Below are 22,413 nucleotides of genomic sequence, written 5' to 3'. Positions count from 1 at the left end.
CTTCGCGTTCCCGCCCGCTCCCGGGGGTCCGCCGGTGCGGGGGCCGGTCCTTACCCGTTTCGAACGGTGCCCGCACAGCCCGGTACGGCACAATGGCCGGTGCTTGATGACCTTGCAGGGACGGCCGGCCGGCCGTGGACGGGGATGGGCGGAGCGGGCGGTAGGTATGACGACACGAGGTACGGACGCGGACACCGCCCCGAGGACGACCGTGGGGGCCGGCCGGGCCCTGGCGCTGCTGCTGGTGATCACGGGGGCGGCCGGTCTGCTCGCCGCCTGGGTGATCACGATCGACAAGTTCAAGCTGCTGGAGGACCCGGACTTCGTGCCGGGCTGCAGCCTGAACCCGATCGTCTCCTGCGGCAACATCATGACCAGCGACCAGGCGGCCGTCTTCGGCTTCCCCAACCCCATGCTGGGCCTGGTGACCTACGGGATCGTGATCTGCGTCGGCATGAGCCTGCTGGCCGGGGCCCGGTTCGCCCGCTGGTACTGGCTGACGCTCAACGCGGGCACCCTCTTCGGCGTCGTCTTCTGCGCCTGGCTGATGTACCAGTCGCTGTACAACATCAATTCGCTCTGCCTGTGGTGCTGCCTGGCCTGGGTCGCCACGATCGTCATGTTCTGGTACGTGACCTCGCACAACGTCCGCGAGGGGCTGCTGCCCGCCCCCGCCTGGCTGCGGGGCTTCTTCGCCGAGTTCACCTGGGTGCTGCCCGTCCTGCACATCGGGATCATCGGCATGCTGATCCTGACCCGCTGGTGGGACTTCTGGACCTCCTGAGGCCGGGCGGTCCTGTCGGTGGCCTCGCATAGGCTTCCGGTGTGGAACCAGACCTCTTCACCGCCGCCGCCGAGGACCGCCAGGAGAAGGACCCCGCGAGCTCTCCGCTCGCCGTCCGGATGCGTCCGCGCACCCTGGACGAGGTCGTCGGCCAGCAGCACCTGCTGAAGCCCGGATCGCCGCTGCGGCGGCTGGTCGGGGAGGGGGCCGGCGGCCCGGCCGGCGCCTCCTCGGTGATCCTCTGGGGCCCGCCCGGCATCGGCAAGACCACCCTCGCGTACGTGGTCAGCCAGGCCACGCAGAAGCGGTTCGTGGAACTGTCCGCCATCACGGCGGGCGTCAAGGAGGTACGGGCCGTCATCGAGGGCGCGCGGCGCGCGGCCGGCGGCTACGGCAAGGAGACCGTCCTCTTCCTGGACGAGATCCACCGCTTCAGCAAGGCACAGCAGGACTCCCTGCTGCCCGCCGTCGAGAACCGCTGGGTGACGCTGATCGCCGCGACCACCGAGAACCCGTACTTCTCGATCATCTCCCCGCTGCTGTCGCGGTCGCTGCTGCTCACGCTGGAGCCGCTCACGGACGAGGACCTCAGCGCGCTGATGCGCCGGGCCCTGACGGAGGAGCGGGGCCTCGGGGGCGCCGTCACCCTCCCGGCGGACGCGGAGGCGCACCTGCTGCGGATCGCCGGGGGCGACGCCCGGCGGGCGCTCACGGCGCTGGAGGCCGGTGCCGGATCGGCCCTCGCCAAGGGCGAGGAGGAGATCACCCTCGAAACGGTCGAGGAGGCGGTCGACCGGGCGGCCGTGCGCTACGACCGGGACGGCGACCAGCACTACGACGTGGCGAGCGCCCTGATCAAGTCGATCCGCGGCTCCGACGTGGACGCGGCCCTGCACTACCTGGCGCGGATGATCGACGCGGGGGAGGACCCGCGGTTCATCGCCCGGCGGCTGATGATCTCGGCGAGCGAGGACATCGGGCTGGCCGACCCGACCGCGCTGCCCCTCGCGGTGGCCGCGGCCCAGGCCGTGGCCATGATCGGTTTCCCCGAGGCCGCGCTGACGCTCTCGCACGCGACGATCGCCCTGGCCCTGGCCCCGAAGTCGAACACGGCCACGACCGCGATCGGTGCCGCGCTGGCCGACGTACGGGCGGGGCTGGCGGGCTCGGTACCGCCGCACCTGCGGGACGGGCACTACAAGGGCGCGGCGAAGCTGGGGCACGCCCAGGGGTACGTGTACCCGCACGACGTGCCGGGAGCCATCGCCGCGCAGCAGTACGCGCCGGACGAGATCCACGGGAAGCACTACTACGAGCCGACGCGGTACGGGGCCGAGGCCCGGTACGCGGACGTGGTGGAGAAGGTCCGGGAGCGGCTGCGCGGAGCCTGAGGGCGCGCCGCTGCCGCCGGAGCGCCGCAGGGGGCTGCTGGACGGGGCCCCCGGGCTACGCGCAGGGGACGCCGCGCTCGGCTCCTCGCCGTGACGGGCGGTGCTGCTGCTCACGGGGTGCCACCACGACACCCCGCAGGGCGAGGCCCGGGGAAGGCCGAGTACCGGCCGTCCGTGACGGCGCCCGAAAAGCTCGCCCAGGAGCTGCCGTCGACCTGCCCTCAGTGAGCCGCGGCCGAGAAGAGCCTGTGCATCGCCCGGCGCAGGCCGCAGACGTCGGCGACCGGCTCCGGGAAGTCGAAGCGGGCGTCGAAGGGTCGGGCCGCGCCGCCGGTGAAGCGGACCCGCAGGCCCAGGTGGTCCAGGGCGAGGGGCACGGCGGTCATGCCGTCCGCACCCCGCGACCCCAGCAGCCCGCACAGTTCCCCGAGGCGGGCGCCGTGGGCCGCGTACAGGTGCTGGAGCAGCTCGGCCTCGTGCCGGGACACCGGGTCCGGCTCCGCGGCGGCGAGGGCATCGGGCTCCACGTGCTCGGCGCCCCACAGGTCGTCCACCGATATCTCGCCGACCTCCAGGCGCAGCATCATCCAGGCCGGCCGTCCGGCGTAGGGCGGATCCAGGGACTCCGTCATGCCCAGCAGCTCGCCCACCGGCTGCCGTTCGGCGAGGAGCACCGCGCAGGCCGTGCGGTCGCTGCCGCGCACCGGCGTGAGCCACCCGGTCAGCCACGCGCGGCCTCGGATACGATGGGGCACGGACACCGGCGCCACGTCCGTGATCTCGATCACGGCCGGGAGGTCGTCGTCCTGGGCGTGAGCGGCTGCCCTGGCAGCCGCGGATTCCCCGGAAACAAGGAGAATCACGTCCCCGTCCGGGGTGACGGTCCGTGCGACCGGCATCCCTGTCCCGAACTCGTCGGCCGCCTGGCTGTCACGAGCACCCGGCAGGGTGAGGGATACTGAGGCGTTGTTCTCTACGAGGGTTCGTACGCGTTCGGCTCCGGTGAGCTGCCGAACGCCTTCCCTGGGACGCGGCTGACCTTGCTTATCGTCGTCGAAAGCAGATTCCGTTTCGTTGGAATCTGAACTTCGACGCGCACTGGGCAGGGGGATCCCATGTGGTCGAGACATTACGTCCTCCTCGCTAAGGTAAGCCTCACCTAACTTACATGGAGGTAGGTTCCACGTGAACCAGAAGCGACCCAAGGTCAAGAAGTCGCGTGCCCTCGGCATTGCGCTGACCCCGAAGGCCGTCAAGTACTTCGAGGCCCGCCCCTACCCGCCGGGCGAGCACGGCCGTGGCCGCAAGCAGAACTCGGACTACAAGGTTCGTCTGCTGGAGAAGCAGCGTCTGCGCGCTCAGTACGACATCTCTGAGCGTCAGATGGCCCGCGCGTACGACCGCGCCAAGAAGGCCGAAGGCAAGACGGGCGAGGCGCTGGTCGTCGAGCTCGAGCGTCGCCTCGACGCCCTGGTCCTGCGTTCGGGCATCGCCCGCACCATCTACCAGGCCCGCCAGATGGTCGTTCACGGCCACATCGAGGTCAACGGTGGCAAGGTCGACAAGCCGTCGTTCCGTGTCCGCCCGGACGACGTCGTGACCGTGCGCGAGCGCAGCCGCGAGAAGGTTCCGTTCCAGGTCGCCCGTGAGGGTGGCTACGCAGGCGAGGGCGAGACCCCGCGCTACCTGCAGGTCAACCTGAAGGCCCTGGCCTTCCGCCTGGACCGCGACCCGAACCGCAAGGAAATCCCGGTCATCTGCGACGAGCAGCTCGTCGTCGAGTACTACGCCCGCTGACGCAGGCCTGGTCTCAACCGGCTGGAGAACCCGCCGTCCCCTTCGGGGGGCGGCGGGTTCTCCGCGTCACGGCCGCCCCGGCCCGCGCCCGTCACCGGGCGCCTGCGCCGGCCCTCACGGCTGCGGCCGCTCCGCCGCCGCCCGCCGCGGTGCCCGCGGCCCGCGCAGACCGCCCCGGCCGGCCGGCCGCTGGGCCGGGCTCGTGGCACCCCGCTCCCCGGGGGCGAGCCGCGCCCGCACGACGAGGGCCTCCAGGCTCAGCTCCCGCCCCTCGGCTGCGTGGACCGCGTAGCGCTCGGCACCCAGCAGCTCGCCCGCCAGCTCCTGGCACATCAGCCGCGGGGCGTTGAAGTACCCCGAGCCGAACAGCTGCAGCCCCACCCCGTCCCACATCGGCTCCGCCGCGCCCCGGAGCACCGCCGCCTCGGCCGGGTTGCCCTCGGCGACCGTGACCAGGGCCGGCAGCTCCAGCGCCAGCACCAGCCCCACCAGGTCGCGGAAGGTGCGGTTGATCTCCACGCACTCGGTCAGCAGCCGGCGCGCCTCGGCCGTGACCCCCGCGTCCAGGGCCGCGTACGCGAGGACGTACAGGGCGTAGGCCTTGGTCCAGCGCTCCCCGCGCTCCTCGCAGATCTCCCGTACCTCCTCGCACAGCGAGAGGGCGCCCGCCGGCTCGCCCTGGAAGGCCGGCGCCATCGCCGCCAGCTCCACCTGGCACATCAGCACGCTGCTGTTCAGCTCGCCGGCCTCCCGGTACCGCTCCAGCGCCGAACCCAGCAGCTCCCGGGCCCGCGGCATGTCGTCGGAGACCAGGGCCAGGCAGCCCAGCCGGTGCACCGCGTAGGCCGCCGCCACCGGGTTCTCCGCCCGCTCCGCCCCGTCCCGGCACTCGTACAGTGCGCTCATCGAGGCCACCGCGTCCCCCTGGAGGGCGGCGACGTAGCCGAGTACCCACAGGGCCTTCAGCCGCGAGCTCCCGTACCCGCCGTCCGCGGGGCCGGGGCCGGACTCCAGGGTCCGGTCCAGCCAGTGCCGGCCCTCGGTCAGCCACCCGCAGCCGGCCCAGTAGAACCACAGGGTGCTCGCCAGGTACTGGCCCAGGTGGGCCTCGTCGGGCTCCTCCAGGCAGCACTCCAGAGCGAGCCGCAGGTTCGCCAGCTCCACCTCGACGAGCGCGGCCACCTCCTGCTGACGCGGGCCGAACCAGTCCAGCTCGCACCAGGTCGCCAGCCCCGTGTACCAGTCCCGGTGGCGCCGTCGCAGCCGCCGCGCGTCACCCGTGGACTCCAGCCAGCCCGCTCCGTACAGCCGTACGGTTTCCAGCATCCGGTAGCGGATCCCGGCACCCGTCTCCTCCCGGACCAGCAGCGACTGGGCGAGCAGCTCCCCGATCAGGTCCAGCACGCTCGCCACCGGCAGCTCCGGGCCCGCACACGTACTCGGCGGCGTCGAGGTCGAACAGGCCCGCGAACACCGACAGCCGCGCCCACAGCAGCCGCTCGTCGGCCGTGCACAGCTCGTGGCTCCACCCGATGGCCGTACGCAGCGTCCGGTGCCGGGGGAGCACCCCGCGCGGGCCGCCCGCCAGCAGCGCGAAGCGGTCCTCCAGGCGGGACAGCACCTGCGCGGGGGACAGCACCCGCAGCCGGGCCGCCGCCAGCTCCAGGGCCAGCGGGATCCCGTCCAGGCGGGCGCACACCTCCGCCAGCCCGGCCCGGTTCGCCCCCGTCACCGCGAAGCCGGGATCGGACTCGGCGGCCCGCTCCGCCAGCAGCGCCAGGGCCTCGTCCGCGGCCATCGGGGCCAGCGGGAAGGTGCGCTCCCCGTCCAGGTCCAGCGGCCGCCGGCCCGCCGCGAGCACCCGCAGGCCGGGGGAGCGCAGCAGCAGCTCCCGTACCAGCTCCGCCGTCTCGCCGACCAGCTGCTCGAAGCCGTCCAGGACCAGCAGCAGGCGCTGCCCGGCCAGGTGCTCGGCGAGTACGGTGCGGGGCGGCCGGGTGGTGTGGTCGGTCAGCCCGAGCGCCTCCGCGAGGGCGAACTCCAGCAGCGCCGGGTCCCGTACGGTGGCCAGCTCGGCCAGCCAGACACCGTCGCAGTAGCGTTCCTGCACCGGATCCCGGGCGGGGCGGCCGGCGGGGCCGCCAGGGTCGTCGGGCGGATGCGGCGGGTCCGCCGGAGCGGCACCGCCGGCGAGCTGCCGGGCCGCCGCGAGCGCCAGCCGGGACTTGCCCACCCCGCCCACGCCGGTCACCGTGACCAGCCGGGAGGACTCCAGCAGCCGCTCCAGCCCGGCGAGTTCGCCACCCCGGCCGACGAACCGGTTCAGCTCCGAGGGAAGATTGCCCCGCGTCCTCTGTCGCATGGGACACGGAGGGTAGTGGTCCGCATGCGGTGCGTACAAGGCGGTCCCGCCGGCCTCGGAATTCGGGTACGGCCGGGGATCTCCGGCGCGATAGGGTCGGAGGGCGCATCTTCATGCAGTGCAGGTACAGACAGAGAGCGGTGTGACGTGTCCGGTGGAGAGGTGGCCGGGATCCTCGTGGCCGTCTTCTGGGCCATTCTGGTCTCCTTCCTCGCCGTGGTGCTGGTGAGGCTGGCCCAGGTGCTGAAGGCGACCGCCAAGCTGGTGGCCGACGTGACCGATCAGGCCGTCCCGCTGCTGGCCGACGCCTCCACCACGGTCCGCTCCGCGCGCACCCAGCTGGACCGGGTCGACGCCATCGCGAGCGACGTCCAGGAAGTCACCTCCAACGCCTCCGCGCTGTCCTCCACCGTCGCCTCCGCCTTCGGCGGACCGCTGGTCAAGGTCGCGGCCTTCGGCTACGGCGTCCGCAAGGCCCTGGGCCGGGCGGACGAGGCGCCCGCGAAGACCTCCCGACGCACCGTGATCGTCGGCCGTACGGTGCCGGCCGCCCGGCGCCGGAAGCAGAAGGGCTGAGACCGCCGATGTTCCGCCGAGCCTTCTGGTTCACCGCAGGCGCCGCCGCCGGCGTGTGGGCCACCACCAAGGTCAACCGTCAGCTCAAGAAGCTGACGCCCGAGAGCCTCGCGGCCCAGGCCGCCGACAAGGCCGTGGAGGCGGGTCACCGCCTCAAGGACTTCGCCCTCGACGTCAGAGCGGGAATGACCCAGCGCGAGGACGAGCTGAACGACGCACTGGGCCTGACCCAGGACCCCGACCGCCCCGACAACGTCACCGCCCTCTCCGGGCCGCGGCGGCTGCGGGCGATCGAGCACGACGCGCAGGACGAGCACGACAAGACCACCCCCCGAACGAAGTTTTCGTACAACCGGAATGAGGACCACTGATGGAGTCGGCTGAGATCCGCCGCCGCTGGCTGAGCTTCTTCGAGGAGCGCGGTCACGCCGTTGTCCCTTCGGCGTCGCTCATCGCGGACGACCCGACTCTGCTGCTGGTCAACGCGGGCATGGTCCCGTTCAAGCCGTACTTCCTCGGCGAGACCAAGCCCCCGGCCCCGCGGGCCACGAGCGTGCAGAAGTGCGTCCGTACGCCGGACATCGAAGAGGTCGGCAAGACCACCCGCCACGGCACGTTCTTCCAGATGTGCGGCAACTTCTCCTTCGGGGACTACTTCAAGGAAGGCGCCATCAAGTACGCCTGGGAGCTGCTCACCAGCTCCGTGGCGGACGGTGGCTACGGCCTCGAACCCGAGAAGCTCTGGATCACCGTCTACCTCGACGACGACGAGGCCGAGACGATCTGGCGCGACGTGGTCGGCGTCCCCGCCGAGCGCATCCAGCGCCTGGGCAAGAAGGACAACTTCTGGTCCATGGGCGTACCGGGCCCCTGTGGTCCGTGCTCGGAGATCAACTACGACCGCGGCCCGGAGTTCGGCGTCGAGGGCGGCCCCGCCGTCAACGACGAGCGCTACGTGGAGATCTGGAACCTGGTCTTCATGCAGTTCGAGCGCGGCGCCGGCGACGGGAAGGAAGACTTCCCGATCCTCGGTGACCTGCCGTCGAAGAACATCGACACCGGCCTCGGCCTCGAACGTCTCGCCATGATCCTGCAGGGCGTGCAGAACATGTACGAGACCGACACCCTGCGCGTCGTCATGGACAAGGCCACTGAGCTGACCGGCGTGCGCTACGGCGCCGAGCAGGGCACAGACGTCTCGATGCGCGTGGTCGCCGACCACATCCGCACCTCGGTGATGCTCATCGGTGACGGCGTGACCCCCGGCAACGAGGGCCGCGGCTACGTGCTGCGCCGCATCATGCGCCGCGCCATCCGCAACATGCGCCTCATGGGCGCCACCGGTCCCGTCGTCCAGGAGCTCGTGGACGTCGTGATCAACACGATGGGGCAGCAGTACCCGGAGCTGGTCACCGACCGCAAGCGCATCGAGACCGTCGCCCTCGCCGAAGAGGCCGCCTTCCTGAAGGCGCTGAAGGGCGGCACGAACATCCTCGACACCGCCGTGACGGAGACCAAGGCCACCGGCGGCACGGTCCTCTCCGGCGACAAGGCGTTCCTGCTCCACGACACCTGGGGCTTTCCGATCGACCTCACCCTGGAGATGGCCTCCGAGCAGGGCCTCTCCGTGGACGAGGCCGGCTTCCGCCGCCTGATGCAGGAGCAGCGCGACCGGGCCAAGGCCGACGCCAAGGCCAAGAAGACCGGGCACGCGGACATGTCCGCCTACCGGGAGATCGCCGACGGCTCCGGCGCCACCGAGTTCACCGGTTACGCCACCAACCAGGGCGAGTCCACCATCGTCGGCCTGTTGGTCAACGGCGTCTCCGCGCCCGCCGCCTCCGAGGGCGACGAGGTCGAGGTCGTCCTCGACCGCACCCCCTTCTACGCCGAGGGGGGCGGCCAGCTCGCCGACCAGGGCCGCATCAAGCTCGACTCCGGCGCCGTGATCGAGGTCCGCGACGTCCAGCAGCCGGTTCCCGGCGTCTCCGTGCACAAGGGCTCCGTCCAGGTCGGCGAGGTGACGGTGGGCGCCTCCGCCTACGCCGCCATCGACGTCAAGCGCCGCCGGGCCATCGCCCGCGCCCACTCGGCCACGCACCTGACGCACCAGGCGCTGCGCGACGCCCTCGGCCCGACGGCCGCCCAGGCCGGTTCGGAGAACTCGCCCGGCCGCTTCCGCTTCGACTTCGGTTCGCCCAACGCCGTCCCCGGCACGGTCCTCACCGACGTCGAGCAGAAGATCAACGACGTCCTCTCCCACGAGCTGGACGTCACCGCCGAGATCATGAGCATCGACGAGGCGAAGAAGCAGGGCGCCATCGCCGAGTTCGGCGAGAAGTACGGCGAGCGCGTGCGCGTCGTCACCATCGGCGACTTCTCCAAGGAGCTGTGCGGCGGCACCCACGTCGGCAACACCGCCCAGCTGGGTCTGGTGAAGCTGCTCGGCGAGTCCTCCATCGGCTCCGGCGTGCGCCGCGTCGAGGCCCTCGTCGGCGTGGACGCGTACAACTTCCTCGCCCGGGAGCACACGGTCGTCGCCCAGCTCCAGGAGCTGGTCAAGGGCCGCCCCGAGGAGCTGCCGGAGAAGATCGCCTCCATGCTCGGCAAGCTGAAGGACGCCGAGAAGGAGATCGAGAAGTTCCGCGCGGAGAAGGTCCTCCAGGCCGCCGCCGGTCTCGCCTCCAACGCCCAGGACATCCACGGCGTCGCCCTCGTCGTCGGCCAGGTGCCGGACGGCACCGGCGCCGACGACCTGCGCAAGCTGGTCCTGGACGTCCGTGGCCGCATCCAGGGCGACCGTCCCGTCGTCGTGGCCCTGTTCACCGTCGCGGGCGGCCGTCCGGTGACGGTCGTCGCCACCAACGAGGCGGCCCGCGAGCGCGGCCTCAAGGCCGGTGACCTGGTGCGCACCGCCGCCAAGACCCTCGGTGGCGGCGGTGGCGGCAAGCCGGACGTCGCCCAGGGCGGCGGCCAGAACCCGGCCGCCGTGCCGGAGGCCATCGCCGCGGTCGAGCGCCTCGTCGTCGAGACGGCCTGACGATGACGCTGCGCCGCGGCCGCCGCCTCGCGATCGACGTCGGTGACGCCCGGATCGGGGTCGCCTCGTGCGACCCCGACGGGGTGCTGGCCACACCGGTCGAAACCGTGCCGGGACGTGACATCCCGGCCGCCCACCGGCGGCTGCGGCAGCTCGTCGAGGAGTACGAGCCGCTCGAAGTCGTGGTCGGCCTCCCGCGCTCGCTCAGCGGGCGGGAGGGGCCGGCCGCGGCCAAGTGCCGCGCCTTCGCCATGGAACTCGCCAAGGGCATCAAGCCGGTGGGGGTCCGGCTGGTCGACGAGCGGATGACCACGATCACCGCCGCCCAGGGGCTGAGGGCCTCCGGGAAGAACGCGAAGAAAGGCCGTTCGGTCATCGACCAGGCGGCCGCGGTGGTGATCCTGCAGAACGCTCTTGAGACCGAACGGGTATCAGGTAATCCGCCCGGTGAGTGCGTCGAAGTGGTTGTCTGATCGCAATACGGTAACGTTCCGCGGGATGAGACGGCATTCGAACAGCCGTCGCCCACCACTAAAGAGGCGGAACCGGGTGCCACGGGAGTCGGAATCCGTGGCCTTCGTCTCGCGGCTCTAGGGGACCGATGACTGAGTATGGCCGGGGCCGTGGCCCGGAACCGTGGCACCCCGAGGACCCCCTGTACGGGGACCAGGGGTGGACCGCGCACCAGACCCAGCAGGGCCAGCTGCCCTACGGCGGGGACCCGCAGCAGCAGTATCCGCAGGAGCCGCAGGAGCAGCAGTACCAGCAGCAGTACCCCGCTGCGTACCCGCAGCAGCCGCAGTACGGCGAGCAGCAGCAGTACGCGCAGCAGCAGTACACCGAGCAGCAGCACCTGCAGGCCCAGTCGCAGCCGCAGCAGCCGGTGTACGACAGCCAGGGCTGGGACACCGGCCAGGGGGAGTACGCGGCCGCCGCCGTCCAGGCCGACCCCTACGTGGCGGCGGACCCGTACGCGCAGCAGACCGTCGTGGCGTATCCGGGCGAGGCCCCCGACCCGTACAGCACGCCCGAGGCGTACCCTCCGCCGCAGCCGCCGGACCGGCGCCACCTGGAGCCGGAACCGGACGAAGCGGCGGAGGAGGAGGCCGGGACCCCCCTGCTCGCCGACGACGACGGCGACGAGCCTCCGGGGCGCGGCAGCCGGCGGGCCGGCCGCTCGAAGGGCGGCAAGGGCAGGAAGCAGCGCAGCGGCGCCGCCTGCCTGATCGCGGCCCTGGTGATCGTGGGTGTGGTCGGCGGTGGAGGCTACTACGGCTACACCTACCTCAAGGACCGTTTCGCCACGGCCGAGGACTACGCGGGCGAGGGCAGCGGGGAGACGATCGACGTCGAGATCCCCCAGGGCTCCACTTTGACGGCGATGGGCAACATCCTCAAGAAGGCCGGAGTCGTCGCGAGCGTGGAGGCCTTCACCACGGCCGCCAACGTCAACCCCAAGGGCAAGACGATCCAGCCGGGCGTCTACCCGCTCAAGAAGAAGATGTCGGCCGCGGCCGCCGTCACCCTGATGACCGACCCCACGAAGCTGAACGTGATCACGGTCCCCGAGGGCAAGCGCAACGTCGAGGTCTACAAGGCGATCGACAAGCGGCTCGGCAAGCCGGAGGGCACCACCGAGGAGATCGCCAAGCGCGAGGGCAAGAACCTCGGTCTGCCCGCCTGGGCGGGCAACAACCAGAAGCTCATGGACCCGCTCGAAGGCTTCCTGTACCCGGCGCGCTACGACATCAGCAAGGACAGCACGCCCGAGTCCGTGCTCAAGCAGATGGTCAAGAACGCCTCGGACAAGTACAGCGAGCTGGGCATCGAGGGCAAGGCCAAGGAACTGGGCCTGGAGAACCCGCTCCAGGTGGTCACGGTCGCCAGCCTCGTCAACGCCGAGGGCAAGAACCACGAGGACTTCCGGAAGATGTCGGAAGTCATCTACAACCGTCTCAAGAAGACCAACGACGTCACGAACCAGAAGCTCGAGTTCGACTCGACGTACAACTACATCAAGGGCACGAGCGAGATCAACTTCTCCATCAAGGAGGCGAGGGCGCTCGACCACCCCTACAACACGCACTTCGTGAAGGGGCTGCCTCCGGGCCCGATCGGGAACCCCGGCGCGGACGCCCTCTCCGCTACGCTCGACCCCGACCACGGCGGCTGGATGTTCTTCGTGTCGGTCGACGGGACCACGACGACCTTCACGCAGACCTACGACGAACACCAGAAGCTCGTCGCGGACTTCCTCGAGCGGCAGAAGCAGAAGAACGGCGGGTAGGCAGGGCATGTCACGCACAAGGGCCGCGGTGCTGGGTTCGCCCATCGAGCACTCCCTCTCACCAGTGCTGCACCGCGCCGCGTACCGGGAGCTCGGCCTCGACGACTGGTCGTACGACCGCTTCGAGGTCGACGAGGCCGCGCTCCCCGGTTTCGTCAGCGGCCTCGGCCCCGAGTGGGCCGGGCTGTCGCTGACCATGCCGCTCAAGCGGGCGATCATCCCGCTGCTCGACGGCATCAGCGACACCGCCGCCTCGGTGGAGGCGGTCAACACCGTCGTCGTAACCGAGGACGGCTGTCGCCTCGGCGACAACACGGACATCCCCGGCATCGTCGCCGCCCTCCACGAGCGCGGCATCGAGAAGGTGCCGTCCGCCGCCGTCCTCGGCGCGGGCGCCACCGCCTCCTCGGCGCTCGCCGCGCTCGCGCGGATCTGCACGGGCGAGGTCACCGCGTACGTCCGCTCGTCCGCCCGCGCCACGGAGATGCGGCAGTGGGGCGAGCGGCTCGGCGTCCAGGTCCGGACGGCCGACTGGTCGCGGGCGGCCGAGGCGCTGACCGAGCCTCTCGTGATCGCGACCACCCCGGCCGGCACGACGGACGCCCTCGCACCGGCCGTACCCGAAGCGGCGGGGACCCTCTTCGACGTCCTCTACGACCCCTGGCCCACCGCCCTCGCGGCGGCCTGGTCCGGTCGCGGAGGCAAGGTCGTCGGAGGACTGGACCTCCTGGTCCACCAGGCCGTGCTCCAGGTCGGGCAGATGACCGGCCGCCCGGGACCCCTCGCGGCCATGAGGTCCGCCGGAGAAAGCGCCCTCGCCGCCCGCTAGCGCTCCCGGGCCCGGCGTCCGGTGCGCGGCTCCGCGGCGGCTCACCTGATGGACAAGCCGTCCGATTGCTGGACCGGGCCCGGTGTACCGGCCCGGACATGGGAGGATCGGGTACGGCGGGTCCGGGCCGCGCACCCGGTCGCGCCGTCGCTGTATCAGGCGCGAGCATGAGGAGCATCGTTGAGCAGGTTGCGTTGGCTGACTGCCGGTGAGTCGCACGGACCGGCGCTGGTGGCGACGCTGGAGGGACTTCCCGCCGGCGTTCCGGTCACCACCGAGCTGGTGGCCGACCACCTGGCCCGGCGCCGGCTCGGCTACGGCCGCGGCGCCCGGATGAAGTTCGAGCAGGACGAGATCACCTTCCTCGGCGGCGTCCGCCACGGACTCTCCCAGGGTTCGCCGATCGCCGTCATGATCGGCAACACCGAGTGGCCGAAGTGGGAGACCGTCATGTCGGCCGACCCGGTCGACCCCTCGCTGCTGAAGGAAACCGGCCGCAACGCGCCGCTGACCCGCCCGCGCCCGGGCCACGCCGACCTGGCGGGCATGCAGAAGTACGGCTTCTCCGAGGCCCGGCCGATCCTGGAGCGCGCCAGCGCCCGTGAGACGGCCGCCCGTGTCGCCCTCGGCGCCGTCGCCCGGTCCTTCATCAAGGAGGTCGCCGGCATCGAGATCGTCTCGCACGTGGTGGAACTGGCCGCGGCCAAGGCCCCGTACGGGGTCTACCCGACCCCTGCCGACGTCGAGAAGCTCGACGCCGACCCGGTGCGCTGCCTCGACGCGGACGCCAGTAAGGCGATGGTCGCGGAGATCGACCAGGCCCACAAGGACGGCGACACCCTGGGCGGCGTCGTCGAGGTCCTCGCCTACGGGGTGCCCGTCGGGCTCGGTTCGCACGTGCACTGGGACCGCCGCCTCGACGCCCGGCTCGCCGCCGCGCTCATGGGCATCCAGGCCATCAAGGGCGTCGAGGTCGGCGACGGCTTCGAACTGGCCCGCGTGCCCGGCTCCAAGGCGCACGACGAGATCGTCTCCACCCCCGAGGGCCTCAAGCGGACCTCCGGCCGCTCCGGCGGCACCGAGGGCGGTCTGACCACCGGCGAACTGCTGCGCGTACGGGCCGCCATGAAGCCCATCGCTACCGTGCCGCGCGCGCTGGCCACCGTCGACGTGGTGACCGGCGAGGCGACCGCGGCCCACCACCAGCGCTCCGACGTGTGCGCCGTGCCCGCCGCGGGCATCGTGGCCGAGGCCATGGTCGCGCTGGTGCTGGCCGACGCCGTCGTCGAGAAGTTCGGCGGGGACTCCGTCCCCGAGACCCGGCGCAACGTCCGTTCGTACCTCGACAACCTGCAGATCCGGTGACGCGCGGACCACTGGTCGTCCTCGTCGGCCCCATGGGGTCCGGCAAGTCCACCGTGGGCGCGCTGCTGGCCGGGCGGCTCGGCGTTCCGTACCGGGACACCGACGCCGACATCGTCGCGGCCGAGGGCCGCGCGATCTCCGACATCTTCGTCGACGAGGGCGAGCCGTACTTCCGTGAGCTGGAGCGGCAGGCGGTCGCCGCCGCCGTCGCCGGGCACACCGGAGTCCTCGCCCTCGGCGGCGGCGCCGTCCTCGACGAGGGCACCCGCGCACTGCTGAGCGGCCTGCCCGTCGCCTACCTGTCGATGGACGTCGAGGAAGCCGTGCGCCGCGTGGGCCTTGGCGCCGCCCGCCCGCTGCTGGCCGTCAACCCGCGCCGCCAGTGGCGCGAGCTGATGGACGCCCGGCGCCCCCTGTACACCGAAGTCGCGCGCGTCGTGGTGGCCACCGACGACCGCACCCCCGAAGAGGTCGCCCAGGCGGTCCTCGACGCTCTGGAGTTGAAGGACGTATGACAGACCAGGTGACGCGGATCCACGTCGGCGGAAGCGCCGGCCATGACCCGTACGACGTGCTGGTCGGCCGGCAGCTGCTCGGCGAACTCGGCACCCTGATCGGTACCAAGGCCCAGCGGGTCGCCGTCATCCACCCCGAGGCCCTCGCGTCGACGGGCGAGGCGCTCCGCGACGACCTGGCCGCGCAGGGCTACGAGGCGGTCGCCATCCAGGTGCCGAACGCCGAGGAGGCCAAGACCGTCGAGGTCGCCGCGTACTGCTGGAAGGCCCTCGGCCAGTCCGGCTTCACCCGGACCGATGTCATCGTCGGCGTCGGCGGCGGAGCCACCACCGACCTCGCGGGCTTCGTCGCGGCCTCCTGGCTGCGCGGGGTGCGCTGGGTCGCCGTACCGACCACCGTCCTCGCGATGGTGGACGCGGCCGTGGGCGGCAAGACCGGCATCAACACCGCCGAGGGCAAGAACCTCGTCGGTGCCTTCCACCCGCCCGCCGGGGTGCTGTGCGACCTGGCGGCCCTGGACTCGCTGCCGGTCAACGACTACGTGAGCGGCCTGGCCGAGATCATCAAGGCCGGGTTCATCGCCGACCCGAAGATCCTCGACCTGATCGAGGAGGACCCGCAGGCCGCCCGCACGCCCGCCGGCCCGCACACCGCCGAGCTGATCGTGCGCTCCATCCAGGTCAAGGCCGACGTGGTCTCCAGCGACCTCAAGGAGTCGGGACTGCGCGAGGTCCTCAACTACGGGCACACCCTCGCGCACGCCATCGAGAAGAACGAGCGCTACAAGTGGCGGCACGGCGCCGCCGTCTCCGTCGGCATGGTCTTCGCCGCGGAACTCGGCCGGCTGGCCGGGCGGCTCGACGACGCGACGGCGGACCGCCACCGCGAGATCCTGGCCTCCGTCGGCCTGCCGCTGACCTACCGCGGCGACCAGTGGCCCAAGCTGCTCCAGACGATGCAGGTCGACAAGAAGTCCCGCGGCAACCTGCTGCGGTTCATCGTCCTGGACGGACTGGGCAAGCCCACCGTCCTGGAGGGCCCCGACCCCGCGCACCTGGTCGCCGCATACGGCGAGGTGTCGGCGTGAGCCGCCAGGTCCTGGTGCTGAACGGCCCCAACCTGGGCCGGCTCGGCTCGCGCGAGCCCGACGTGTACGGGGCCACCTCGTACGCCGGGCTGGTGGAGAGCTGCCGGGCGGTCGGCGAGGAGCTCGGCTTCGACGTGGAGGTCCGCGAGACCAACGACGAGGGCGAGATGATCCGCTGGCTCCACGAGGCGGCGGACGGGAAGATCCCCGTGGTGATCAACCCGGGCGCCTTCACGCACTACTCGTACGGGATGCGGGACGCGGCCGCGCAGCGCACCGCGCCGCTGATCGAGGTGCACATCTCGAACCCGTACGCCCGCGAGCAGTTCCGCCACACCTCGGTCATCGCCGCAGTGGCGACCGGGACGGTGGCGGGCTTCGGCATCGGATCGTACCGGCTGGCGCTGCGGGCGCTGGCGGAAGAGGTCTCCGGCTGACCTTCCGCTTCGTCGCGGGCGGCGGGCGGGACCGGTTGCCGGAGCTGGTGGACGGGGTGGCCCCCGGAGTCATATAACGTTCTCGCATCAGTCGCCGGAACGAGACGGAGTGGCAGCGGATGCAGCAAGGAGTGGGGGGCGGGGGCGCGGGCTGGGGACAGTCGGGACAGCACCCGGCGGCGCCGCCACAGCCTCCGATACCCCCGGGGCAGGGCTGGCCGGGCACCCCGCCGACCCTGCCGCCGCACGCGGCACCGCCCGTGGCGGAGGCCACCGGGCACATTCCGCTCCCGCCCGCCGTGGCGGGCACGGGAGGGGCCACCCTCGCCGTGCTGCTGATCGGGCCGGCGGGCGCGGGCAAGACCACCGTGGCCCGGCACTGGGCGAGCACCCGCCCGGTGCCGACCGCCCACGTCAGCCTGGACGACGTCCGGGAATGGGTCTGCTCGGGCTTCGCGGACCCCCAGGCGGGCTGGAACGACCATTCCGAGGCCCAGTACCGCCTCGCCCGCCGCACCTGCGGATTCGCGGCCCGCAACTTCCTGGCGAACGGGATCTCCTGCATCCTCGACGACGCCGTCTTCCCGGACCGGCCCGTGGTGGGGCTGGGCGGCTGGAAGCGGCACGTGGGCCCGGCGCTGCTGCCGGTGGTCCTGCTGCCGGGCCTGGAGATCGTCCTGGAGCGCAACGCGGCCCGGTCGGGCAACCGGCGGCTCTCCGACGAGGAGGTCGCGCGGATCCACGGCCGGATGGCGGGCTGGTACGGCTCGGGCCTGCCGATCATCGACAACTCCCACCTCGACGTGGAAGGCACCGCACGGGCCCTGGACGAAGCCCTGGCACGTGCGCTGGCCTGAGGCCCTGTCCGTCGCAGTGCCGCCTGGCCCGCGGCGCCCGGCATCCGCCTTGCGATGCACGGCGCCGGACGCCGCGGCCTGACCGGCGCCACTGTGACGACAGGGCCCAGGGGTACCCCCGCCTGGTGACACCCCTGGCGGCCCCCCGTGACCGCACCCTGCGGCGCCGTTGTCGGGGCGCTGCCCCGAGCCCCTGCGCCTCGATCGCCGGCGGGGCCGGACGGTGCTGGTGGCGGCTGCCCGGGAGGGGGCGGGGGGAGTGCGAGCAGCACGTCCGGACGCGCTCGTCGGGCCGGATGCGCGGGGCGCTCGTACGCTCGAAGACATGTCAGACGTGTACGCCGCCCGCCGTGGCCTGCTCCGCGACCGCTGTGCCGCCGCGGGGAACGCCGCCGCACTGATCACGCGTCCGGCGAACGTCCGCTACCTCTCCGGGGCGTCCCCGCTGGGCGCCGTCCTCTTCGTGGGGCCGGCCGAGGACGTGCTCTTCTGCGCCGCGCCGCCCACCGGCGAGGCCGACGAGGGCCGCCTGGACGAGCGGCTCACCGTCTCGGTGCTGTCGGCCCGCGGCGGCGACCCGGCGGTCGCCGCCGCCGACCTCGCCGGCTCCGTACGGGCCGACTCGCTGGCGGTGGAGGAACACCACCTCACCGTGGGCAGGCACCGGGCCCTGCACTCCGTCGCACCGGGCCTGCGCCTCGCCGACCTCGGGACGGCCGTCGAGCAGCAGCGCCTCGTCAAGGACGAGGAGGAGATCGCCTGCCTGCGGATCGCCGCCGAGATCGCCGACCAAGCCCTCGGCGAGCTGCTGGAGTCGATCCTGGTGGGGCGCACCGAACGCCACCTCGCCCTGGAGCTGGAGCGGCGGCTCGTCGACCACGGCGCGGACGGACCCGCCTTCCCTACCTCCGTCGGCACCGGCCCGCACTCCGGCCGGTCCCGGCACCGGCCCTCCGACCGCCGGGTCGAGGAGGGCGACTTCCTCTCCGTCTGCCTGGGCGCCAACTACCGGGGCTACCGGTGCGAGATCGGCCGCACGTTCGTGATCGGGACCACCCCGGCGGACTGGCAGATCGAGCTGTACGAACTCGTCTTCGCCGCCCAGCGCGCCGGCCGTGAGGCGCTCCTGCCCGGAGCCGCGTACCGGGACGTGGACCACGCGGCACGCTCCGTACTGGACTCCGCGGGCCACGGAGAAGCCATCGCGCCGTGGACGGGACACGGTGTCGGTCTCGAAATCGACGAGGACCCGCAGCTTGCACCTACGGCCATGGGTAAACTGGACGCTTGCGTGCCGGTCACCGTCGAACCGGGGGTTCACCTCCCGGGCCGGGGAGGTGTCCGGATCGATGACACGCTCGTCGTACGCCCCGAGGCGGACGGCGGTCCCGAGCTACTCACCATTACGACCAAGGAGCTGCTCGCGCTCTAGCCCGCTCCGCCGGGCTGTGCGCGCACCCGTGGTCTTCCAGTGCAGGAGATTCCGCAACCGTGGCTTCCACGAACGACCTCAAGAACGGCATGGTGCTGAAGCTCGACGGGGGCCAGCTCTGGTCCGTCGTCGAGTTCCAGCACGTCAAGCCCGGCAAGGGCCCGGCCTTCGTGCGCACCAAGCTCAAGAACGTGCTCTCGGGCAAGGTCGTCGACAAGACCTTCAACGCCGGCGTCAAGGTCGACACGGCCACCATCGACCGCCGCGACATGCAGTTCTCGTACATGGACGGCGACTACTTCGTCTTCATGGACATGGACACCTACGACCAGCTGATGGTCGACCGCAAGGCCGTCGGCGACGCCGCCAACTTCCTGATCGAGGGCTTCACCGCCTCCGTCGCCCAGCACGAGGGCGAGGTGCTCTACGTCGAGCTCCCGGCCGCGGTCGAGCTCAAGATCCAGCACACCGACCCGGGCGTCCAGGGCGACCGCTCCACCGGCGGCACCAAGCCCGCCACCCTGGAGACCGGTTACGAGATCCAGGTCCCGCTCTTCATCACCACCGGCGAGACGGTCAAGGTCGACACCCGCACCAGCGACTACCTCGGCCGGAAGAGCAACTAACCCGTGGCTGCTCGGAGCAATGCGCGCAAGCGCGCCTTCCAGATCCTCTTCGAGGCCGACCAGCGAGACGTCCCCGTGCGCGAGGTCCTCGCGGACTGGATCCGCCACGCGCGGTCGGACGACCGGCAGCCGCCGGTCAGCGCCTTCACGATGGATCTCGTCGAGGGGTACGCCGAGAAGGTGAACCGCATCGACGACCTGATCGTCACCTACGCCGTGGACTGGGACCTCGACCGCATGCCGGTCGTGGACCGCAACATCCTGCGGCTCGGTGCCTACGAGCTGATCTGGGTGGACGACACCCCGGACGCCGTGGCCATCGACGAGGCCGTCCAGCTGGCCAAGGAGTTCTCCACGGACGACTCTCCTACGTTCGTGAACGGTCTGCTGGGCCGCTTCAAGGAGCTGAAGCCGAACCTGCGCCGCGAGTAGTCCGCGGCGGTTCGGTCGGACGGGGGCGGAGGGCCCGCAGCGCACGCGCTGCGGGCCCTCCGCCCTTGCGCGCCTGCGGCCGTACGCGAAAAAGCCGGTGGCGCCGGCCCCGTGCGGGACCGGCGCCACCGGTAAACGTTTCTGCTGGCCTGGGGCCCGGGACTCAGGCGTCCTCGTGAGCCACCGCGCGACGGGCGTCCGCGTCCAGCACGCCCCAGCTGATGAGCTGCTCGGTCAGGACCGAGGGGGACTGGTCGTAGATGACGGCCAGGGTGCGCAGGTCGTCCTGGCGGATCGACAGCACCTTGCCGTTGTAGTCGCCGCGCTGGCTCTGGATGGTCGCCGCGTACCGCTGGAGCGGACCGGCCTTCTCCGCGGGCACGCCCGCGAGGCGCTCCAGGTCGAGACGGAGCTTCGGCGGCGGCTCGGCCGCCCCGCCGGGAGTCGTGCCCGGAAGCAGCTCCTGCACCGGAACCCCGTAGAAGTCCGCCAGCTCGGCAAGGCGCTGGACGGTCACGGCGCGGTCCCCGCGCTCGTACGACCCGACCACCACGGCCTTCCACCGGCCCTGCGACTTCTCCTCGACACCATGGAGGGAGAGGCCCTGCTGGGTGCGGATGGCGCGGAGCTTGGCCCCGAGCTGTTTGGCGTATTCGCTGGACATAACGCTCCCGGACGCTGTGACGCTGTGACGAATGGACAGCATGCGGCTCCGCCGCGCGGCTGGTAACTCACTGTGAGGTTACGCAGCGTTACTTGGATGCGTCAAGCCGAATGGTCTCCGCCGCCCCTTTCCGGGGGCCCGCACGGGGCCCCGTGCGGAGCGGGCGCAAAGGCCCTGGTACCGTGGACCGCGTAGATCAGACGTCCTTTAAGGTCCGTCCCGTGAGGCGGAGAAGGAGGTCCTTCCCATGGACGCTCACCACAGCGATGCACGCCCCGTCCTCGAGGCGCAGGACATCGCGCGGGTCCTGACCCGCATCGCCCACGAGATCGTCGAACGCGCCAAGGGCGCCGACGACGTGGTGCTCCTCGGCATCCCCACCCGCGGTGTGTACCTCGCCCGCCGGCTGGCCGCCAAGCTCGAAGAGATCACCGGCACCAGGATCCCGGTCGGCTCCCTCGACATCACCATGTACCGCGACGATCTGCGGATGAAGCCCGCCCGCGCGATCGGCCGTACCGAGATCCCCGGGGACGACCTCGACGGACGCCTCGTCGTCCTCGTCGACGACGTGCTCTTCTCCGGCCGCACCATCCGGGCCGCCCTCGACGCGCTCGGCGACCTCGGCCGCCCCCGCGCCGTGCAGCTCGCCGTCCTCGTCGACCGCGGCCACCGCGAACTGCCGATCCGCGCCGACTACGTCGGCAAGAACCTCCCCACGTCGCTGCGGGAGACCGTCAAGGTCCAGCTCCAGGAGGAGGACGGCCGAGACGCCGTGCTGCTCGGCCAGCAGACCGCCCGGGCGGCAGGGCAGTAGACCGTACGCCGTGAGGGGCCCCGCGGGGTCCCGCGCCGTGGCGTGCCCTGCTCGGCCCCGCCCTGCCCGTACTCCCGTCAGTCAGCCCGCCTGCCTGCGCCCTTCCGACCTACGGAGCCATCCAGATGAAGCGCCACCTCATCTCGGCCGCCGATCTCACGCGCGACGACGCCGTCCTGATCCTCGACACCGCCGAGGAGATGGCCCGTGTCGCGGACCGGCCGATCAAGAAGCTGCCCACCCTGCGCGGCCTCACCGTCGTCAACCTCTTCTTCGAGGACTCGACCCGCACCAGGATCTCCTTCGAGGCGGCCGCCAAGCGGCTCTCCGCCGACGTCATCAACTTCTCCGCCAAGGGCTCCTCCGTTTCCAAGGGCGAATCCCTGAAGGACACCGCCCTGACCCTGGAGGCCATGGGAGCGGACGCCGTCGTCATCCGCCACCACGCCTCCGGCGCCCCCTACCGCCTCGCCACCTCGGGTTGGATCGACTCCGCCGTGGTCAACGCCGGCGACGGCACGCACGAGCACCCCACGCAGGCCCTGCTCGACGCCTTCACCATGCGCCGCCGCCTGGTCGGCCGGGACGCCGGACTGGGCAAGGACCTGAACGGCCGCCGGATCACCATCGTCGGCGACGTCCTGCACAGCCGCGTGGCCCGCTCCAACGTGCAGCTGCTGCACACCCTCGGCGCCCAGGTCACCGTGGTGGCCCCGCCCACGCTCGTCCCGATCGGCGTCGAGAGCTGGCCCTGCGAGGTCTCCTACGACCTGGACAAGGTGCTCCCCGAGTCCGATGCGGTGATGATGCTGCGTGTGCAGCGCGAACGCATGAACGCCGCCTTCTTCCCGACCGAGCGCGAGTACTCCCGCCGGTACGGGCTCGACGGCGACCGCATGGCGAAGATGCCCGAGCACGCCATCGTGATGCACCCCGGCCCGATGAACCGCGGCATGGAGATCACCGCCCAGGTCGCCGACTCCGACCGGTGCACGGCCGTCGAGCAGGTCGCCAACGGCGTCTCCACCCGGATGGCCGTCCTGTACCTGCTGCTCGGAGGCTCCGAGCCCGCCGTCACCACCACGCCCGCCCGCACCGAGGAGACCAAGTAACC

The 22,413-nt window shown here is 71.8% G+C and carries 21 protein-coding genes and 1 pseudogene; 19 read left to right on the top strand and 3 right to left on the bottom strand.

What is annotated here, in order from left to right; genetic code table 11:
* Positions 1-166: 166 nt before the first annotated feature.
* Positions 167-784 (top strand): vitamin K epoxide reductase family protein, encoded by a 618-nt coding sequence (locus ACFWUZ_RS21480; RefSeq protein WP_384375042.1) that lies wholly within the window; start codon positions 167-169, stop codon positions 782-784.
* 41 nt (positions 785-825) lie between these two features.
* The gene (locus ACFWUZ_RS21475; protein WP_384375039.1) at positions 826-2,175 is read left to right on the top strand and encodes a replication-associated recombination protein A; all 1,350 of its coding nucleotides are present in this window, start codon (positions 826-828) and stop codon (positions 2,173-2,175) included.
* Positions 2,176-2,396: 221 nt separating this feature from the next.
* On the opposite strand, the gene ACFWUZ_RS21470 is transcribed toward ACFWUZ_RS21475, so the two are convergent.
* Positions 2,397-3,305, bottom strand: coding sequence for a DUF2470 domain-containing protein (locus ACFWUZ_RS21470; protein ID WP_384375037.1), 909 nt, complete (start codon positions 3,303-3,305; stop codon positions 2,397-2,399).
* 55 nt (positions 3,306-3,360) lie between these two features.
* Here ACFWUZ_RS21470 and rpsD point away from each other — a divergent pair, with 55 nt between their 5' ends.
* Positions 3,361-3,972 carry a 30S ribosomal protein S4 gene (gene rpsD / locus ACFWUZ_RS21465; protein WP_150520470.1) on the top strand — a complete coding sequence of 204 codons (612 nt, stop codon included), beginning with the start codon at positions 3,361-3,363 and terminating at the stop codon, positions 3,970-3,972.
* 114 nt (positions 3,973-4,086) lie between these two features.
* Here rpsD and ACFWUZ_RS21460 read toward each other — a convergent pair.
* A pseudogene (locus ACFWUZ_RS21460) lies at positions 4,087-6,334 on the bottom strand (ATP-binding protein).
* 147 nt (positions 6,335-6,481) lie between these two features.
* Here ACFWUZ_RS21460 and ACFWUZ_RS21455 point away from each other — a divergent pair.
* From ACFWUZ_RS21455 to nusB, 14 genes are all read left to right on the top strand, one after another.
* Positions 6,482-6,910, top strand: coding sequence for a DUF948 domain-containing protein (locus ACFWUZ_RS21455; protein ID WP_384375032.1), 429 nt, complete (start codon positions 6,482-6,484; stop codon positions 6,908-6,910).
* A gap of 8 nt (positions 6,911-6,918) precedes the next feature.
* Positions 6,919-7,281 (top strand): DUF6167 family protein, encoded by a 363-nt coding sequence (locus ACFWUZ_RS21450; RefSeq protein WP_384375029.1) that lies wholly within the window; start codon positions 6,919-6,921, stop codon positions 7,279-7,281.
* The gene (gene alaS, locus ACFWUZ_RS21445; RefSeq protein WP_384375026.1) at positions 7,281-9,950 is read left to right on the top strand and encodes an alanine--tRNA ligase; all 2,670 of its coding nucleotides are present in this window, start codon (positions 7,281-7,283) and stop codon (positions 9,948-9,950) included. The genes ACFWUZ_RS21450 and alaS overlap by 1 nt, the downstream gene beginning before the upstream one ends.
* A gap of 2 nt (positions 9,951-9,952) precedes the next feature.
* A complete protein-coding gene (ruvX, locus tag ACFWUZ_RS21440; RefSeq protein ID WP_384375023.1) occupies positions 9,953-10,423 on the top strand; it encodes a Holliday junction resolvase RuvX in 471 nt (156 codons plus the stop codon).
* 128 nt (positions 10,424-10,551) lie between these two features.
* A complete protein-coding gene (gene mltG / locus ACFWUZ_RS21435; protein ID WP_384375020.1) occupies positions 10,552-12,237 on the top strand; it encodes an endolytic transglycosylase MltG in 1,686 nt (561 codons plus the stop codon).
* A 7-nt stretch (positions 12,238-12,244) separates the two neighbouring features.
* Positions 12,245-13,066 (top strand): shikimate dehydrogenase, encoded by an 822-nt coding sequence (locus tag ACFWUZ_RS21430; RefSeq protein WP_384375017.1) that lies wholly within the window; start codon positions 12,245-12,247, stop codon positions 13,064-13,066.
* Between the two features lie 180 nt (positions 13,067-13,246).
* The gene (gene aroC, locus ACFWUZ_RS21425) at positions 13,247-14,431 is read left to right on the top strand and encodes a chorismate synthase (RefSeq protein WP_384375014.1); all 1,185 of its coding nucleotides are present in this window, start codon (positions 13,247-13,249) and stop codon (positions 14,429-14,431) included.
* Positions 14,428-14,946 carry a shikimate kinase gene (locus ACFWUZ_RS21420; protein WP_384375011.1) on the top strand — a complete coding sequence of 173 codons (519 nt, stop codon included), beginning with the start codon at positions 14,428-14,430 and terminating at the stop codon, positions 14,944-14,946. The genes aroC and ACFWUZ_RS21420 overlap by 4 nt, the downstream gene beginning before the upstream one ends.
* Positions 14,943-16,034, top strand: coding sequence for a 3-dehydroquinate synthase (gene aroB, locus ACFWUZ_RS21415; RefSeq protein ID WP_384375008.1), 1,092 nt, complete (start codon positions 14,943-14,945; stop codon positions 16,032-16,034). Before ACFWUZ_RS21420 ends, aroB begins: the two co-directional genes overlap by 4 nt.
* A complete protein-coding gene (aroQ, locus tag ACFWUZ_RS21410; RefSeq protein WP_384375005.1) occupies positions 16,031-16,471 on the top strand; it encodes a type II 3-dehydroquinate dehydratase in 441 nt (146 codons plus the stop codon). Before aroB ends, aroQ begins: the two co-directional genes overlap by 4 nt.
* Positions 16,472-16,590: 119 nt before the next feature.
* Positions 16,591-17,328: an AAA family ATPase gene (locus ACFWUZ_RS21405; protein WP_384375002.1), complete on the top strand. Its 738-nt coding sequence runs from the start codon at positions 16,591-16,593 to the stop codon at positions 17,326-17,328.
* Between the two features lie 325 nt (positions 17,329-17,653).
* On the top strand, positions 17,654-18,760 hold the full coding sequence (locus tag ACFWUZ_RS21400) for an aminopeptidase P family protein (RefSeq protein ID WP_384374999.1): 1,107 nt from the start codon (positions 17,654-17,656) through the stop codon (positions 18,758-18,760).
* Between the two features lie 59 nt (positions 18,761-18,819).
* The gene (gene efp / locus ACFWUZ_RS21395) at positions 18,820-19,386 is read left to right on the top strand and encodes an elongation factor P (RefSeq protein ID WP_030706328.1); all 567 of its coding nucleotides are present in this window, start codon (positions 18,820-18,822) and stop codon (positions 19,384-19,386) included.
* A 3-nt stretch (positions 19,387-19,389) separates the two neighbouring features.
* Positions 19,390-19,818 carry a transcription antitermination factor NusB gene (gene nusB / locus ACFWUZ_RS21390; protein WP_384374995.1) on the top strand — a complete coding sequence of 143 codons (429 nt, stop codon included), beginning with the start codon at positions 19,390-19,392 and terminating at the stop codon, positions 19,816-19,818.
* A 163-nt stretch (positions 19,819-19,981) separates the two neighbouring features.
* Here the strand turns inward: nusB and bldD are convergent, their stop codons facing one another.
* Entirely contained in the window at positions 19,982-20,482 is a 501-nt protein-coding gene (gene bldD / locus ACFWUZ_RS21385) for a transcriptional regulator BldD (RefSeq protein ID WP_030841550.1), read from the bottom strand.
* Between the two features lie 247 nt (positions 20,483-20,729).
* Between bldD and pyrR the strand changes: the two genes are divergently transcribed.
* Both pyrR and ACFWUZ_RS21375 read left to right on the top strand, forming a co-directional pair.
* Positions 20,730-21,299, top strand: coding sequence for a bifunctional pyr operon transcriptional regulator/uracil phosphoribosyltransferase PyrR (gene pyrR / locus ACFWUZ_RS21380; protein WP_384374992.1), 570 nt, complete (start codon positions 20,730-20,732; stop codon positions 21,297-21,299).
* Positions 21,300-21,424: 125 nt separating this feature from the next.
* Positions 21,425-22,411: an aspartate carbamoyltransferase catalytic subunit gene (locus ACFWUZ_RS21375; protein WP_384374989.1), complete on the top strand. Its 987-nt coding sequence runs from the start codon at positions 21,425-21,427 to the stop codon at positions 22,409-22,411.
* Positions 22,412-22,413: the final 2 nt, after the last annotated feature.

Source organism: Streptomyces sp. NPDC058646, assembly GCF_042716875.1.
GTDB lineage: Bacteria > Actinomycetota > Actinomycetes > Streptomycetales > Streptomycetaceae > Streptomyces.
This window is presented reverse-complemented; position numbering and strand designations above follow the sequence as displayed.